General features: G+C 56.7%; 17 protein-coding genes and 1 pseudogene. 4 read left to right on the top strand and 14 right to left on the bottom strand.

The features are described 5' to 3' along the window. Positions 1-38: 38 nt before the first annotated feature. Entirely contained in the window at positions 39-1241 is a 1203-nt protein-coding gene (locus BDE40_RS02940; RefSeq protein ID WP_134012670.1) for a pyridoxal phosphate-dependent aminotransferase, read from the top strand. Positions 1242-1292: 51 nt separating this feature from the next. On the opposite strand, the gene BDE40_RS02935 is transcribed toward BDE40_RS02940, so the two are convergent. Next, on the bottom strand, positions 1293-2474 hold the full coding sequence (locus BDE40_RS02935; protein WP_134012668.1) for a phytanoyl-CoA dioxygenase family protein: 1182 nt from the start codon (positions 2472-2474) through the stop codon (positions 1293-1295). A gap of 79 nt (positions 2475-2553) precedes the next feature. Between BDE40_RS02935 and BDE40_RS02930 the strand changes: the two genes are divergently transcribed. Next, positions 2554-3588 carry a LacI family DNA-binding transcriptional regulator gene (locus tag BDE40_RS02930; protein WP_134013747.1) on the top strand — a complete coding sequence of 345 codons (1035 nt, stop codon included), beginning with the start codon at positions 2554-2556 and terminating at the stop codon, positions 3586-3588. 19 nt (positions 3589-3607) lie between these two features. On the opposite strand, the gene BDE40_RS02925 is transcribed toward BDE40_RS02930, so the two are convergent. From BDE40_RS02925 to BDE40_RS02915, 4 genes and pseudogenes are all read right to left on the bottom strand, one after another. Beyond that, the gene (locus BDE40_RS02925) at positions 3608-4261 is read right to left on the bottom strand and encodes a DsbA family oxidoreductase (RefSeq protein WP_134013746.1); all 654 of its coding nucleotides are present in this window, start codon (positions 4259-4261) and stop codon (positions 3608-3610) included. A gap of 37 nt (positions 4262-4298) precedes the next feature. After that, positions 4299-4913: a DJ-1/PfpI family protein gene (locus BDE40_RS02920; protein WP_246030340.1), complete on the bottom strand. Its 615-nt coding sequence runs from the start codon at positions 4911-4913 to the stop codon at positions 4299-4301. Positions 4914-4946: 33 nt separating this feature from the next. Next, positions 4947-5162, bottom strand: coding sequence for a type 1 glutamine amidotransferase family protein (locus BDE40_RS18325; protein WP_246030339.1), 216 nt, complete (start codon positions 5160-5162; stop codon positions 4947-4949). Position 5163: 1 nt separating this feature from the next. Continuing rightward, a pseudogene (locus BDE40_RS02915) lies at positions 5164-5346 on the bottom strand (NAD(P)H-dependent oxidoreductase); the annotation flags it as partial. On the opposite strand from BDE40_RS02915, the gene BDE40_RS02910 reads away from it, so the two are divergent. Then, positions 5303-5659 carry a winged helix-turn-helix transcriptional regulator gene (locus tag BDE40_RS02910; RefSeq protein WP_425462385.1) on the top strand — a complete coding sequence of 119 codons (357 nt, stop codon included), beginning with the start codon at positions 5303-5305 and terminating at the stop codon, positions 5657-5659. The pseudogene BDE40_RS02915 and the gene BDE40_RS02910 sit on opposite strands and share 44 nt — an antisense overlap. A 226-nt stretch (positions 5660-5885) precedes the next feature. Here the strand turns inward: BDE40_RS02910 and BDE40_RS02905 are convergent, their stop codons facing one another. From BDE40_RS02905 to BDE40_RS02875, 7 genes are read right to left on the bottom strand one after another with little or no spacing between them, the layout of a single operon-like run. Then, positions 5886-6230, bottom strand: a complete 345-nt coding sequence (locus BDE40_RS02905; RefSeq protein ID WP_134012664.1) for a RidA family protein — start codon at positions 6228-6230, stop codon at positions 5886-5888. Further along, on the bottom strand, positions 6223-7623 hold the full coding sequence (locus tag BDE40_RS02900; protein ID WP_134012662.1) for an NAD(P)/FAD-dependent oxidoreductase: 1401 nt from the start codon (positions 7621-7623) through the stop codon (positions 6223-6225). Before BDE40_RS02900 ends, BDE40_RS02905 begins: the two co-directional genes overlap by 8 nt. Beyond that, a complete protein-coding gene (locus BDE40_RS02895; RefSeq protein ID WP_246030338.1) occupies positions 7616-7927 on the bottom strand; it encodes a (2Fe-2S)-binding protein in 312 nt (103 codons plus the stop codon). Before BDE40_RS02895 ends, BDE40_RS02900 begins: the two co-directional genes overlap by 8 nt. Then, positions 7911-9002, bottom strand: coding sequence for an NAD(P)/FAD-dependent oxidoreductase (locus tag BDE40_RS02890; protein ID WP_134012658.1), 1092 nt, complete (start codon positions 9000-9002; stop codon positions 7911-7913). The genes BDE40_RS02895 and BDE40_RS02890 overlap by 17 nt, the downstream gene beginning before the upstream one ends. A gap of 55 nt (positions 9003-9057) precedes the next feature. After that, complete coding sequence (gene dctP / locus BDE40_RS02885) at positions 9058-10053, bottom strand: TRAP transporter substrate-binding protein DctP (protein WP_134012656.1); 996 nt, start codon at positions 10051-10053, stop codon at positions 9058-9060. 51 nt (positions 10054-10104) lie between these two features. Continuing rightward, positions 10105-11403, bottom strand: a complete 1299-nt coding sequence (locus tag BDE40_RS02880; RefSeq protein ID WP_134012654.1) for a TRAP transporter large permease — start codon at positions 11401-11403, stop codon at positions 10105-10107. Continuing rightward, positions 11400-11870, bottom strand: coding sequence for a TRAP transporter small permease (locus BDE40_RS02875; RefSeq protein WP_134012652.1), 471 nt, complete (start codon positions 11868-11870; stop codon positions 11400-11402). The genes BDE40_RS02880 and BDE40_RS02875 overlap by 4 nt, the downstream gene beginning before the upstream one ends. Before the next feature lie 99 nt (positions 11871-11969). Here BDE40_RS02875 and BDE40_RS02870 point away from each other — a divergent pair, with 99 nt between their 5' ends. After that, positions 11970-12902: a LysR substrate-binding domain-containing protein gene (locus tag BDE40_RS02870; RefSeq protein WP_134012650.1), complete on the top strand. Its 933-nt coding sequence runs from the start codon at positions 11970-11972 to the stop codon at positions 12900-12902. 119 nt (positions 12903-13021) lie between these two features. On the opposite strand, the gene BDE40_RS02865 is transcribed toward BDE40_RS02870, so the two are convergent. Further along, positions 13022-13759: an aspartate/glutamate racemase family protein gene (locus tag BDE40_RS02865; protein WP_134012648.1), complete on the bottom strand. Its 738-nt coding sequence runs from the start codon at positions 13757-13759 to the stop codon at positions 13022-13024. Positions 13760-13775: 16 nt separating this feature from the next. Further along, positions 13776-15011 (bottom strand): NAD(P)/FAD-dependent oxidoreductase, encoded by a 1236-nt coding sequence (locus BDE40_RS02860; RefSeq protein ID WP_134012646.1) that lies wholly within the window; start codon positions 15009-15011, stop codon positions 13776-13778.

Here is a 15011-nt window from a genome sequence, read left to right as displayed (position 1 = left end):
GACCCTCTTGTCCATTGTTCAACCTGACGAGGCGTCACATGTCCTTCCTTTCCGAGACTCTTTCCCGCGTAAAACCGTCACCGACCATTGCCGTGACCCAGAAAGCCGCAGAGCTGAAACGCGCAGGCAAGGACGTGATCGGCCTTGGCGCGGGCGAGCCGGATTTCGACACGCCCCAGAACATCAAGGACGCCGCCGTGCAGGCCATCGCCGACGGCAAGACAAAATACACCGCCCCCGACGGCATCCCCGAGCTGAAAGAGGCGATCTGCGCCAAGTTCAAGCGCGACAACGGGCTGGACTATACCCCCGCCCAGGTTTCGGTCGGCACTGGCGGCAAGCAGATCCTCTACAACGCGCTGATGGCGACCCTGAACGAGGGCGACGAGGTCGTGATCCCCGCCCCCTATTGGGTCAGCTATCCCGACATGGTGCTGCTGGCGGGCGGCACCCCCGTGATCGCCGAAGCGTCCCTTCAGACCAATTTCAAGCTGACCGCCGACCAGCTTGAGGCCGCGATCACCGACAAGACCAAATGGCTGATCTTCAACTCGCCGTCGAACCCCACCGGCGCGGGCTATTCGTGGGACGAGCTGAAAGAGCTGACCGATGTGCTCATGCGCCACCCCCATGTCTGGGTCATGTCCGACGACATGTATGAACACCTCGCCTATGACGACTTCAAGTTCTGCACCCCCGCGCAGGTGGAGCCCGCCCTCTACGACCGCACGCTGACGGTCAACGGGGTCTCCAAAGCCTACGCCATGACCGGCTGGCGCATCGGCTATGCCGCTGGCCCCGAAAAGCTGATCGGGGCTATGCGCAAGGTGCAGTCGCAATCCACCTCCAACCCCTGCTCCATCAGCCAGTGGGCGGCGGTCGAGGCGCTGAACGGCACGCAGGACTTCCTTGCCCCCAACAACGAGACCTTCGTGCGCCGCCGCAACATGGTCGTCGAAATGCTGAACGCCGCCGAAGGCATCACCTGCCCGACGCCGGAGGGCGCGTTCTACGTCTACCCCTCCATCGCGGAATGCATCGGCAAGACCACCGCCGCAGGCACCAAAATCGAGGATGACGAAACCTTCGCCACCGCCCTGCTGGAAGAACACGGCGTCGCAGTCGTCTTCGGCGCGGCCTTCGGCCTAAGTCCCAACTTCCGCGTCAGCTACGCGACCTCGGACGAGAACCTCAAAGAGGCCTGCACCCGCATCCAGACCTTCTGCGCGGCGCTTAAGTAGCCATTTCCAAGACCGCGCCACACCCGGCGCGGTCTCGTCTCCAGCTTGAAGCTATGCAAGTTGTTTGGCCCGCATTTTATCTAGATTTTCTACAAACTCCTTTGCACTCAACCCCTTAACAATGGAACGCGAGAACAGCGCTTGTTGGGTTTCAGGTGCAAGCCCGTCTTTGGGGGGATCGCGGTCCAAATTGGTCGGGAATGAATATCCTTCCGCAGTCGCAGCAATTGCAGCCTCTAGGGCTAAAACGCCCAATGTACTGTTCTGGTGTGCGGCCAGCGCATGGGGATACAGCAATTTGCACATCTTATCGCGGTCTACCGTTTCCATGGCACGCCCGAACGCAGACGACACCTGCAACAAGTTGGCCATCCGGTGAACATCACTGCTCGTATTTGCGCCGGCTGCATGAAAGAGCGCAGGGTTGAAAAATAAAGCATCCCCTTTCGCCAGCGGCAATTGAATGTAACGCTCCTCAAACAGCGCCCTAAAATCGTCCCGTCGCCACGCGGCATAACCTGCGCGGTAAAGTTGCGAGAACGGCAAGAGCTTTGTCGGGCCACTTTCAACCGGCATGTCACAATGTGCGACGGCACCTTGCAACGTCAAAGCAGGTGAAAGGTCGTGAACATGCGCAGGATATTCCGCACTAATCTCGGCCGTTTGAAAGCCGAGGTGATAGTCTCTGTGGGCTTGCTGCGCCGCACCGCCGGGATGAACCAGATTGATCTGGGCTGTCATCTGATAATTCGGACCAAGCCATGCCTCGCACGCCGTAGTGATAGATGTATTAGCGAAATATCGTAAAAATACATCCGGAGCCTCTTCGCACAGCTTTTGCAAAGAATTCCATATCCTGTCATTGGACCCCGACGCCGCGAAATGGTCACCTCCGCCGCCGCTTGCCAGTTTTTCTGATGCAATGATCTGCTCGTAGATCGCAGTGGCCTCGTCCAGGACGACAGTGTCGGCGTAAGCCTCGCGCAGAACCAGAACACCCGCGCCCGCCTGAAGGACGCGCGCCCATTCGGCCATAATTGTCCGACGCCGTTCTTTGTCCTCAAGCGATGGACGCAATCTGGACATGTCATAAATCGGGACATTCTTTTGGATGTCGTCGGCGTTCGGAACCGTTGACGCGTCCGCAGTTTGATCGATGAGCGCAGTGAATGCGTTCAGATCACATGCCGCACTATCAAAAAACCCTGCATCAGTTTCGATCTCGTGCTTCATTAAATTTCTCCCTCTGTCGCGCTCATTATGCAGAAACGAGCCTTGATTGGTTCTGCAAAAAACATCAGAAACACATCAAATGACACATCGGTTTCCAATTAAAGAAGTTGCCAGACAGTCGGGACTCAGCACCGCGACAATTGACCGTGCGCTAAACAATCGCGCGAATGTCAGCCCGCAAACCAAGGCACGTGTTGCTGCAGCCATTTCAGAACTTGAAGGACAAGAGGCACAATTGGCCGCCCGCGGGCGACGTCTGTTTTTTGATTTTGTGATCGAAGCGCCAACGCGCTTTAGCCGTGAAGTACAGCAAGCCGCAGAACAGGCGTTACCACGTATTGGGAGCGCCGTGTGCCGTCCAAGGTTCCAAGCGCAAGAGGTTATGAACGAAGACGATGTCACCGCGGCTTTGTCGCGCATCGCCAAACGTGGCAGCCATGGCGTGTGCATCAAAGCGCGTGATCTGCCGATGATCAGAGCGGCAGTGGATCAATTGATCGCATCAGGCATTCCTGTGGTCACGTTGGTTACTGACCTGACCACGACGAAGCGCCTTGCCTATGTCGGCCTTGATAATCAAAGCGCAGGGCGCACGGCGGCCTATCTGATTGCGAAAACAGTCGGCGACAGTGAAGGAACAGTCCTGACCTCAAGAAGCAATGATCGGTTCTTGGGGGAGGAAGAGCGAGAAGTGGCGTTCAAGGCGACTCTGACACGACTGTGTCCAAACCTGCGCATCATAGATGCAAGTGGCGGCAGCGGCGTGTATTTTGAAACATCGCGCATCACGCAGAGTATTGTCGCAGGTCTGGACCAGATACGTGCCGTGTATTCGATGGGCGGCGGCAATTCGGCGATTTTGAATGCCCTCGAACAGAACGGGTCACTGCCTGATGTTTATGTGGCCCACGATCTGGATCACGACAACAGACGGTTAATCGAAGATGGCCGTCTCAGTTTTGTACTGCACCATGACCTTCGCGTGGATCTACAGAACGTGTTCCAAGCCTTCTTGCATCATCACAAGCTCACGCTCGTTCCGCTTTGCAACACGATGTCTCCTATTCATGTCGTTACGCCCGAAAATATTCCACCCCAAAACAAACGTCTCTAGACGCGGACATTGCGCAAGGTCAGGCGCGCATATCTTGCAGCTGACCAAGTATATTTTGATAGTTGTCAACGCCCTGCGCACCAGTCACCAAATGCTGGCGATCAAAGACCATCGCCGGAACACCGCTGATGCCTTGTTGTGCCCAGAACGCCTGTTCTTGGCGAACTTTGGCTGCAAACCGTTGATCGACAAGCACAGCAGCGGCCTCTGCCGGATCCAAACCAATCTCAGCGGCGATATCAACCAACACCGCGTCATCAGACAGGTTGCGCCCATCGGTGAAATGCGCCGCAAAAAGGGCCTGTTTCAGGTCGTGCATACGGTCTTGTGTTTTCGCCCAATGCAGCAACTGATGCGTTTTGAATGTGTTGTGCATCCGAAATCCGTCTTCAAATCGGAATGCAAAACCAAGCTCTTCACCGCGCGCCGACATATTCGCCTGGTTCGCATCTGATTGTTCCCGCGTCGTTCCGTATTTTTCAACCAGATGCTCTCGCATATCCTGGCCCGTTGCGGGCATGTTTGGGTTAAGCTCGAACGGATGCCAATGGATTTCATGATCCACGCCTCTCGATTCCAAAGCAATGGCAAGTTGGCGGTAGCCGATGACGCACCAAGGGCACATCACATCGGAAACGATGTCGATACGAAGTGGTGTGTTTTGATCCGTCATGGTTTTTTCCGTTCGAAATATGCGTTGCAGGCAGGTGTTACGACTTTGCAGCTTCCAGCAAAGTGGTCGCCGATAGCCGACCAAAACCATTGGCCGCCTTTGGGCTGGCACCCGTAATCAGGCGGCGGTCGACGTGACATGAACTATCCGCTTTGGTGTTTATGATCTGTGCGCCGAAGCCGGTCAATTTCTCGCAAACCCACCATGGCATCGGCCCGGGCAAATACCCGATCATTGGGGTTTGTTTGTCCACTGAATCCGGGAACACAGTCATTTTGTAGCCCGCATATAGAAAACCCTCATCATTCTTTGCAGCCAAAAGCGCAGCAGGTCCATGGCATAGCGCGAGAGTGAACAAGTCATTCCTATCGGCCCAATGCAGCACTTCGCCAACATCAGTATTGTCTGGCAGCCCGAGCATAGCACCATGGCCTCCGGGAATAAAAACAGCAGCATAAGACACCGTATCGTCCATCGTGTTCGCAACAAAATCTGCGAGACTGCCGGGGTTTGCAAAGGCATCTGCGTAATCGCGAAATAGCCCTTTCACGTCTGCATCATACGCAGGCATTGCCCATTCCTCGATCGCGACAGGTGCGCCGGTGGGCGTTACAATATCAATTTCAAACCCCGCGTTCATAAGGTGAAACATAGGCAGGCCCATCTCGACGGGATGGTTGCCCGTCTAGAACTTTTTGCCGTTGGCCATCATCATATCGCGTTCTTCGGTGCAGATCATTAGCACACGGTTTCTGTCACCCGTATAAGGTTCGGCATAAGCCCCACCGTCGTAATCCGTGGTGGGCGACGTTCCCAACTTTATCGCTAATGGTGAAGGGCTGAATGCGCCGTCGGTTGTGGGTGTCGGTGTCGCGCGGAACAGTTTGCGTAGAATACCCAAATCAGTTGACCTCCGTGACGATTCTGTCGCGGGATTTGCGGACTTTTTCCATTGGAAGCAACCAGTCGCCAGTCTCGGCGCGATAGCCCAAAGGCATCAACACAACCGACCGTTGACCGCGCTCTTTCAAACCAAGGATCGTGTCTACGGTATCGGGATCAAAGCCTTCCATTGGTGTGCTGTCGCGTGTTGGCGACCGGTGGAGCGTACTTGTCGTGATCTCTTTGGCCGAATACGGGACGCTGCGGTTCAATGAGCTCAAGCGCAATCTTGGTATCTCGCAACGGATGCTTAGCCTGACCTTGAAAGAGTTAGAACGCGACGGTCTTGTTAACCGAACCTATCACCCAACAATCCCGCCGAAAGTCGAATACAACCTCACTAAAATGGGTCAGTCATTCAGAGAGCCGGTGAGTGCCTTGGGCTATTGGGCACTGGAAAACCTGTCCAGGATCGATGCCGCCCGCGAAACCTATGACGAGGCCAGCGTAAACTAGGTACCCATCCGAAGAGCCATGATCGCGTCAAAGAATGCAGACACCGGCGCAACTGTAGCGCGTTCACTCTTCGTCTGCGTTGGGTAGGTTTACCCACCACCTGACTTTGCGGTTGCAGTGAAAGTCTGGGCCGCCGAAAGCCCAACTTGTGAATTCACTTTCGTTCGGCGCACGTCCGTCAATTACACTAGCTTTGACAAGTTTCATTGATGACCGTCTGGACAGGTCATTCGCCGTACGCGGCCGTGACGATAATCTCGACCTTCAATGTATCCCGCGCAAGGCGGGCCTCTCCGCAGGCGCGGGCCGGTGCGTTTCCGGCTGGCACCCATGCGTCCCACACTGCGTTCATCTCATCGAAATCTGCCATGTCCGACAGCCAGATAATTGCCTGCAAGATGCGGTCGGGCGATGATCCCGCCTTCACCAGCAATGCCTCAACGCGCGACAAGCAGTCTTTCGTTTGCTCCGTTACAGTCGCGCCCTCACCGACCTGTCCGCATAGGTAGGCAACGCCGTTATGCTTAACGACTTTGCTCATGCGCTGCGCGGTATCAATACGTTCAACCATGTAAATCCTCGCTTGTTTCCGATGCCGCCATTGCGGCAATTTCACCCAATGTCACAGGTTTGATTGGCGGGCGAATACGGTAGTGGCCGGTGATGTCAGGGGCAGTTCCGTGCGCGTCGGACAATATCTGCGTCACTGTAAGTCCACAGTAGCGCCCTTGACACGGACCCATCCCCGCCCGCCCGAAGGCTTTGGTCTGGTTTGGCCCGAGGCATCCCAGATCAGCTGAACGCCTGATGTCACCGGCGGTCACCTCTTCGCAGCGGCAGATGATGGTCGTATCTTGCGGGGAAAGCGCACCCGCATAAGCGGGATAGGCGGTGTCGATAAAGGCGCGCGCGGCGCGCTCTTTGCTCAGTCCCGCCCTGAGCGGTTGCGCTGCTGTATCGCGCTCCGATTGAGTGAGTGTCTCAAGCTCGTGCGCGATTGCCAGTGCTGCAATTTCGCCTGCAAAGGCTGCAGCCTTTGCTCCTCCAATTCCGGCTCCGTCACCGGCGATGAAAACTCTGGGAACGTCCGTGCGCCCCCAATCGTCGCAGTCCGGCACGAAACAGGCTTGGAGATTGTCCCAGTGATGGCGAACGTCGACGGATCGTGCCGTTTGCGTATTCGGCACAACGCCGTGATGCAGCAAAACAGTATCGCAGGCGATGCGCTGCGTCTTGCCACCACTGCTGAAGGTTACAGCCTGCGCAAACTGATCACCCTCGATGGCGATATCAGTCGCAGCCGCGTAGCGCGGAATCCTCCCACGGCGCAAATCCCAAAGCATCTTTTGCCCCTTGAGAAGATAACGCCAACCACGCAACGCACCGCCAAGATGCCGGAGGGATCCAATAAAATCCTGACGCGTCTGGGTTTCGACCAGCGCGAGCGGCGGAACACCAGCCCGCACCATTTGCGATGCGATCAGGTAAAGCAGCGGTCCGGACCCGACCAACACAGCACGCTCGCAGGCAACACCAGATTGTTTGAGAAGGATTTGCGCCGCGCCTGCAGTCATGACGCCCGGCAAGGTCCATCCGGGCAAAGGCATCGGCCGCTCCAGCGCGCCGGTGGCGAGCAAAATACGTTTGGCACAGGCAACCGCCCCGATACCCGCTTGCGTGTAGGACACCTGTGATCCGTCTTCGATCTGCCAGACGACGGCCCCTTTCAGGTGGGTGATGTTCTCGTGGTCAAGGCGCTGCGTCAGTTTTTGCCCATCGGTAAAGTCCTTGCCGAGGATATTACCGCGCAGGGCGCTGACACGCTCCACGTCACGGTATATTTGCCCGCCCGCGGCAGGCTGTTCGTCGAGTATCAAGACCGTAAGGCCGCAATCTGCCGCGCGTCGGGCAGCGGACATCCCTGCAGGGCCAGCACCGACAATGATCAGATCGGCTTCACGCATTGCGGTCCCCTTTTGCGGATGGCATTTTGATTTCCATACCCGCTGTCACGGCCAGCATGCAGGCCTGCTGCGTCACGCCGTCGATTTCCACCAAACAGTCAAAGCAAGCGCCCATCATGCAAAACGGCCCTCGTGGTGCGCCTGAAACCGGTGTTTGACGAAACGGCATGATGCCAGCGACCAAAAGAGCTGCTGCAAGGTTCTCCCCGGTGGGCAGACGCAAATCCTGTGTGCCAAAACGAACGTCGACCAGAGCCGCATCCGGCGCGGGGGTTAACTCGCGGAAACTAGAATCGGGCTTCACTGAACATCTCCAAATCCGGGGCTTCGTCCGCTGCTTCCAACCAGTGCGGCAGGAAAAGGGCATGGGCAGCCGCAAGCGTGATGCCGCTGTGACAAGTCACAAGATAGGCACCGGGCATTTCGGTGCTTTGTTGATAAATCGGCAAGCCATCGGGCGATAATATCCGCAGCGCGCCCCAACTGCGCACAAGTTGTGCCTTGGCCAAGGCAGGAAAGGCTTCAATGGCTTCTGCGGCCAGACCAGACAGACCCGGCTGGGTTACGCCATCGTCCAGTCCGACCTCCTCATTGGTCGCCCCAATCTGGATGCCGCCTTCGTCGACCTGACGCGCAATCAGCGAGGGGCGGTTGATGAGCTTTGGCATCTTCTCTGTAATCAATACCTGCCCGCGTTGCGGCCTGATTGGCGCTTTGAACCCCAATTTTGGTCCAAGCGACATGGCACCCAGTCCGGCGGACAACACGGTTTTCCGCGCGCGTATTTCGGTTCCGTCGGCGCAGGTAATGTTGAAAAGATCAGTCTTGGTGACATCCGTCACCTGTTTGCCATTCAGAATGACCCCGCCCAGCCGACGCACATCATCGGACAACGCACGCAACAGCTTCAGCGGATTTGCGTGACCGTCCTGATGGTGCAGGATCGCGCCTGCCACTTTGGGGCCGATGGCCGGTTCTTCGCGCCGAAGCGCGTTGTGGCCAAGCACCTCGTAAGGATAATCGCCACCAAGTTCGGCTTTCAGCCTTTCATACTTAGCGACCATGTCCTCGAGGCTCTGTTCAGAGAAATGGAAATCATACCCGCCGCGTTGTTCAAGGCCGAGGTCAAACCCAGTTGCATCTGACAGCTCTGCTGCAAAGTCTGACCATGCGGCCGCTGAACGTTGCGACCATCTGGCATAACCCGGCGCGCCCATGCCCTTGCCTTGCACCCAGACCAGACCGAAATTGCCCCGACTGGCACGGAACGATCCATCGTCGCCGTCCAGAACGGTGACCCGCAACCCGCGCTTGAGCAAGCCCCAGGCCGTTGACAGGCCGACAATCCCGCCTCCGATAATGGCATAGTCTGATGTCATGAAAATTCTCTCGGGCGTGTCGGGGCGACATTTGATGCCGCCCCGATAGTTACAATTACTTCGCCGCAGCTGCAACTTGGTCCAGGATCGCCTGACCCCAATCCACACCAACGTCTTCCAGAACAACAGGCCAGACTTCAGCGCGAACTTTTGATGCCATCGCGGCAAGATCGTCCTCGGACAGCTCGGCAACGGTTGCGCCAAGATCGTCAATCAAACGCTGTTCGTTGCGTGCTTGATCGTCCTCAGCCACGGTCCAGCGCGTGGCCTCGAATGATGCGGCCTCCTCTTTGAGAGTGGCCTGATCTTCGTCGGAAAGAGCAGCAAAGCTTTCGTTGGAAATGATCATATACCAGACTTCAAAGTGGGTGTTGGCCGGAACATAAGTTGTCGTCACATCGCGGAAGGATGCGTAGTAGCCTTCGGCACCCGAACCGATCACACCGTCAACAACGCCCGTTTGCACGGCAGTGAAGGCTTCGGAAAACGGGATCGGGGACGGGATGTAGCCCAATGCTTCGCCCAACAACTGGAACGCTTTGATGCCCGGTACGCGCACTTTGATGCCATTTGGCTCGGTGCTGGCCGGATTGGGGTTCTCAACGTTAAGTGCGATCCCGCCAAAGTAGACAGGATAAGCCGCAAGCACGGTGATATCCTGCTCGGCATACAATCCGTTCATCACTTCGCGGACTGCACCGCCCGGCCCGTAGATCGTTTGAGCCTGCGCCCAAGTCGCCGCAAGATACGGGAACGAGGAAATCTGCATGCGCCGGTCTGCGGCAGCGGCAGCTGGCTGCGTCGCCATATCAAGCGCGCCAACGCTGATACGTTCCTGCACGGCAGTGTAGTCACCAAGCGCAGATGCCGGGAACAGTTGAATATCGATCTCGCCGCCCGTTGCCTCGGCAACCGATGCGGCAAAGGTGCGCAGTTCAACGTCGATAGTCGTGTCCTGTGGGCGCACGTGGCTCATCTTGAGGGTTTCGGCGATTGCTGGTGAAACCGCCATCAGGGTTGCCAGCGCAGTTGCGAGAAGTTTCGTTTTCATGGGTTTTCCTCCTTGTTAGGTGTCGTTTGGTAGTCAGGTGAATGCCGGTGATTAGTAGCCAAAGAGGCGTGGCAAGAAGAGAGACAGGTCAGGCCAGAACGAGGTCAGAAAAACGACGGGGACATAGCCGGTCACGATCAGGAACATCGCGGGCGGAATGACTTTCGTGACTTTAACCTTTCCGATCCGCGCGCCGAGATACAGGATCGAGGCATAAGGCGGTGTCACACCGCCCATCGCGGTGTTGACGCCCATAATCGCGGCAAACTGTACCGGCGTAATCCCGATGGCAGTCATCAGGGGCAGCAGAAGCGGCGCAATCAGGATAATCGCCGTGATGTCGTTGACGACCATGCCAACCAGAAACAAAAGGATGTTGATGAAGATCAGCAGCACGATCTTGTTTTCTGTGATGGCAAAAATGCTTGATACAATCTGCTGGGGGATGCTCTCGTAGACGAACATCTGGCTCAGGATCATGGAAAAGAGGATCATGAACATAATCGCGCCCACCGCCGTGGCGGCCTCTTTGCCCGCTTCAAAAAAGTTCGACAGACGCAGACCCTTGTAGATCAGAAACCCGACCGGCACCGAATAGATCACGGCAACGGCGGCCGCTTCTGTCGGCGTCATGATCCCGCCATAGATACCGCCAAGAATGATGATCGGCATCAACAAGGCTGGAAACGCATGGACGCCGCGTTTGGCGACTTCTGACGAAAGTTCGCTGAAGGTTGGTTTGTCATCGAGAATGAGGTTGAACTTGCGGCTCATCCAGAGGTTCATCACTGAAAAGCTGAACATGATCAGCAGACCCGGGCCGAGGGTGGCAAGAAAGCAGGCCAAAATCGAGGTGTCGGTGACCCAGCCATAGACGATCATCGTTACGGAAGGCGGGATCAAAAGCCCAAGGATCGACGAGTTTGCAATCAGCGCCGTTGCGTATTCCCGCGGATATCCGCGTTTCTCCATTTCAGGGATCAGAATGGGGCCGATGGCGGCAATTCCCGTCAGGCCCGACCCCGATATGGCACCAATGACCGCACAACTCACAGCCGCAACCACGCCGAGGCCGCCACGGATATGGCCGACAAAGGCGTTCACGAACCGCAAAAGCGACGCGGCAATCCCGCTCTCGGCCATGATCGTGCCTGCCAACACGAACAGCGGAATGGCAAGGAGGATCGGGTTGCCCAGCTGCTGGACGCCCCATAGCATCATGCCTTTCATGGTCACATCACCGATGAAATACATCACCATCAGCGCCGCGCCAAAGCAGTAGGGCAGCGGCACGCCGAGCGTCAGCGTAATCACCAGAATGGCAATGGCGAGGAGTGCAATCTCAATCATGCGACTGTTCCGTTCTTCAGGCTGAGGATGTGTTTGACGAGATGCCAAGCGGTGTAAGCCATCATCAATGTGACCCCTACTACCAGTGCTACGTCCGAGTAGAATGTGGGGATGTAGAGCGTCGGGCTCTCGCGCCAGACCCGCCAGGCATATTGGGTATAGTCCCAGGCCCAGCTGAGTATCCACAGACCCACGATCAGGCTGATCACCTCGCCGACGATGGCGAGTATTGTATGTGCCCGCTCGGATGAGATGAAAATCTCCAAGACGTTGGCGCGAATGTGAGAGTTTTCTCGCGACGCGTTGATCGCCCCGAAAATGTAAAGCCAGATCGTTGGATACAGCATCGTTTCCTCAAGTCCCATGACCGGGATCTGAAGAACGTAGCGCGTGATCACCTGAAAGAACTGACCCAGTGCCACGAAACAGATAAGCGATGTAAGCAAGATAGCCGCGAAACGATCCATGGTGCCCCCCACATGAATTTCAGTTGACGTCACATCACCGATCTCTTGCTATAAATTCAAATCGAAAATATCACTGAATCCATAACAAGGATTTATGGCATGCTTCCCAACTTAACGCTGCGGCAACTTGATACCTTTCGCGAAGTGATGCGAAGCGGTTCGATTTCAGAAGCAAGCCGCACCCTGCTCCGAACCCAACCGGCAGTCAGCACAATGATTGCGAACATTGAAAAAGAGCTTGGTTTCAAGCTGTTCGTTCGTGAGCATGGACGGCTTACTCCCTCACCGGAGGCCTTCTACCTGCTCGAAGAAACCGAAGAGGTGCTCGACCGGATGGGGCGCACAGTGCAGACAATGGCAGAGTTCGGCACGCTTGACCGGGGCCACCTGAGAATCGCATGCCACCCCGCCGCGTCCGGATTTTTTATGCCAAGAACGCTTGCTTCTTTTCTGAAAGGACGACCAAACGTCAAGGTGGACCTTATGATGCGTGCGTCTCACGTCGTTGAGGATCTGATTGCCTCGCAGCAATTCGACATCGCTCTTGCGGAAACCCCTCAAGAGCGTGGATCAATAGACATTGAAGTATTTGAGCCCAAATGCGTGATTGCCATCTCCGAGCACGACCCGCTTGCTGCAAAGGATGTTCTGACCCCAAACGACCTGCGCGATTACCCCATTGCGACCCTGTTCGCAGACCATCCCGTAACGATTGCAACCAATGATGCCTTTGCCCAGTCGGGCACTCCGTTAAACCGACGGTTCGTGCTGCGGACATTCCTTCCGGCGCTTGAACTGGTCGGCGCCAATCTCTGTGCTGCGGTCGTCGACCGCATTACGGCACTAACCAGCCCGGTTGAAGGGGTCGTATTTCGCGAATTTGATCCCTCGATCATCAGTAGCGTGGCGATACTTGTCCCTGCGCACCGTCCCCCATCCGTAATGACGAACGCTTTTCGGGACCATTTGCGTGAACAGTTAAGCCAAATCGAAAGCCACATCGTAGGAAACCAGCATGGATTACAGAGCTGACCCGTCCAACTACCGCAGCGAATGTCCGGTTCTGAGACGGTGTTAGATTGTGGACTTCTCGTTCTAAGAAAACGTTCCTAGTACGCATCACAGCTACATAAACAAGCAAACGTTGTTTCTTACCAAGGCATGTTCCCGAAATATGCTCTTCTTGCGACGACATCATGAGCCATGGTTGCCAGGGTCGTAAGATCGAACACTGGCAACTGCAATTCTTGCTGGAGCCGTGCGGCGTAAGGCGGCATGTCCGTACACTCCAGAACCAATGAACGAATGTTCGGCGCGTGGGTCATCAGCTTGCGTGCGGCTTCCATGATCTCTGCCTCTATCAGGTCGGTGTCCATCGCAGTTCGTTGGTACTCCAAGATAACTTCGGCGAATTCGGTGCTGTCCTCCATGCCCTGAACAACTACCGGAATATTGTCAGCGCCGATGGCTTTGAAATGGGCATCAGTGAGAGCCGAGGCATCCGCCGTCAAAATGCCGACGGGGCCGGATGCGCCTGTCATGTGGAAGGCCAATGGCACTTGGATCAGGCTGGAGGCAAAGACGGGGATGTCTACGGCGGCAGCAAGCTCTTGTTGGAACAGGGCCAAAAATCCGCAACTGCCGGTGATCGCGCGGACCCCTTCACGCTCAAGTTTTCTCGCGCCTTCCAAAAAGGGTTCTAACAGGTCTGGCGTCGGATTGTTCAGCAAGTCGGGCACTGTGACGCCGTCGATCATCTCGTAGAGAACGGGGAATGGCAGGCTGGAAGGGTTCTTTATGTGGCCGGGCGGTTTCGGGAAATAGCTCTCTAAGCACAAGACGCCGATGGTTGCGCCGCATATGTTTTGTCCGCCTTGGTAAAGGGTCATGATGTGTGCTTTCGGGTTAGAACCTGAGCGGTTCAAATGGGGAGAGGTCTGTGTTTGGGGCGACGCCTGCGACGAGATCGGCGATCAACTCGCCGGTTTTTGGGGCCATCATCAGTCCGTAATGCGAGTGGCCGAAGGCGGCATAGAGACCGGGGTGGTTTTTGATTTGCCCAAGTGCGGGGAGGCTGTCGGGGAAGGACGGACGACGGCCCATCCATGTGGTCATCGCGCCGGTGTTTAGGTCGGGCAGCATCGCGTGGGCCTGCTTGGCCAGCAGCTTTTCCTTGCGCGGGTCGGCGGGGGCATCGATGGCGGCGAACTCGGATGAGCCTGCGACGCGGATACCGTCGAGCATGGAACTGGCGACGATCTTGGCGTCCACATCCATGACGGAATTGTTGAGCGTGACATCGGGGTTGGCGAATGCGACATGGTAGCCGCGCTCGGCGGCGAGTGGCATTTTGAGGCCAAGGGGTTTGAGTAGATCGGCGCTCCAGACGCCCGCGGCGAGGATAAGTTTGTAGGCTCTGATCATGCCGGTGGAGGTGGTCAATTGCCAGCCCGTATCGTCTCTTTGCAGGGCCGTGATTTCAGCACGAATGATTTCTGCACCTTGAGCGAGGGCCTTTTGGGCCAGAATTTCCGCGATTTGGCCCGGAGCGCGTGCGCGCGCTTGGCCTTTGATCAGGACCGCCGCCTTGAAGTCGGGAGAGAGGGCGGGTTCTACCTGCTTGATTTGGTCGCGGCCGATAAGTTCAAGCTCCGCGCCTTTTTCCCGGCGGATCTGGAAGCCGAGGTCACGCAGGCTGGCACTGTCTGCATTGCGGAATGCATGCACATACCAGCTGTCGGCTACGAGGTTTTCATGGCCTGTGCCCTCAAGATGGCGGCGGTAGAGCATCACGGAGGGTTGGCAGAGGACCTCCATCGCGTCGGATGCGGCGCGGGCGGAGGCCTCGCCGGAATGGGATAGAAAGCGCAATCCCCATGGGATCATCTTGGGCCAGAAGCTTGGTCTGACGGACAAGGGCCCATCCGCGCTAAGCAGCATCTTGGGGATGGATTTCCAGATGCCCGGCATGGCTTGCGGGATGATGGACCAAGGCGAGATGACACCGGCATTCCCGAAAGAGGCTTCCTGCCCGGGCGCGCCGCGGTCGATCAACCGGACCTTCACGCCGCGTTCCTGCAGGGACAAAGCGCAGCAGATGCCGACGATGCCAGCCCCGATGATGGTGACGGGCTCCTCCAC

The organism is Litoreibacter halocynthiae, from assembly GCF_004365635.1.
GTDB lineage: Bacteria > Pseudomonadota > Alphaproteobacteria > Rhodobacterales > Rhodobacteraceae > Litoreibacter > Litoreibacter halocynthiae.
Note: the sequence above shows the minus strand (reverse complement) of the source record. Positions and strands in the feature narration are given on the sequence as shown.

Excerpts from the sequence above, each read along its gene's own strand:
- BDE40_RS02870 (WP_134012650.1), top strand. The coding sequence starts at position 11,970 with ATGCTTCCCAACTTAACGCTGCGGCAACTTGATACCTTTCGCGAAGTG.
- dctP (WP_134012656.1), bottom strand. The coding sequence starts at position 10,053 with ATGAAAACGAAACTTCTCGCAACTGCGCTGGCAACCCTGATGGCGGTT.
- BDE40_RS02935 (WP_134012668.1), bottom strand. The coding sequence starts at position 2,474 with ATGAAGCACGAGATCGAAACTGATGCAGGGTTTTTTGATAGTGCGGCA.
- BDE40_RS02905 (WP_134012664.1), bottom strand. The coding sequence starts at position 6,230 with ATGGTTGAACGTATTGATACCGCGCAGCGCATGAGCAAAGTCGTTAAG.
- BDE40_RS02890 (WP_134012658.1), bottom strand. The coding sequence starts at position 9,002 with ATGACATCAGACTATGCCATTATCGGAGGCGGGATTGTCGGCCTGTCA.
- BDE40_RS02930 (WP_134013747.1), top strand. The coding sequence starts at position 2,554 with ATGACACATCGGTTTCCAATTAAAGAAGTTGCCAGACAGTCGGGACTC.
- BDE40_RS02940 (WP_134012670.1), top strand. The coding sequence starts at position 39 with ATGTCCTTCCTTTCCGAGACTCTTTCCCGCGTAAAACCGTCACCGACC.
- BDE40_RS02865 (WP_134012648.1), bottom strand. The coding sequence starts at position 13,759 with ATGACCCTTTACCAAGGCGGACAAAACATATGCGGCGCAACCATCGGC.
- BDE40_RS02880 (WP_134012654.1), bottom strand. The coding sequence starts at position 11,403 with ATGATTGAGATTGCACTCCTCGCCATTGCCATTCTGGTGATTACGCTG.
- BDE40_RS02900 (WP_134012662.1), bottom strand. The coding sequence starts at position 7,623 with ATGCGTGAAGCCGATCTGATCATTGTCGGTGCTGGCCCTGCAGGGATG.
- BDE40_RS02875 (WP_134012652.1), bottom strand. The coding sequence starts at position 11,870 with ATGGATCGTTTCGCGGCTATCTTGCTTACATCGCTTATCTGTTTCGTG.
- BDE40_RS02925 (WP_134013746.1), bottom strand. The coding sequence starts at position 4,261 with ATGACGGATCAAAACACACCACTTCGTATCGACATCGTTTCCGATGTG.
- BDE40_RS02920 (WP_246030340.1), bottom strand. The coding sequence starts at position 4,913 with ATGTTTCACCTTATGAACGCGGGGTTTGAAATTGATATTGTAACGCCC.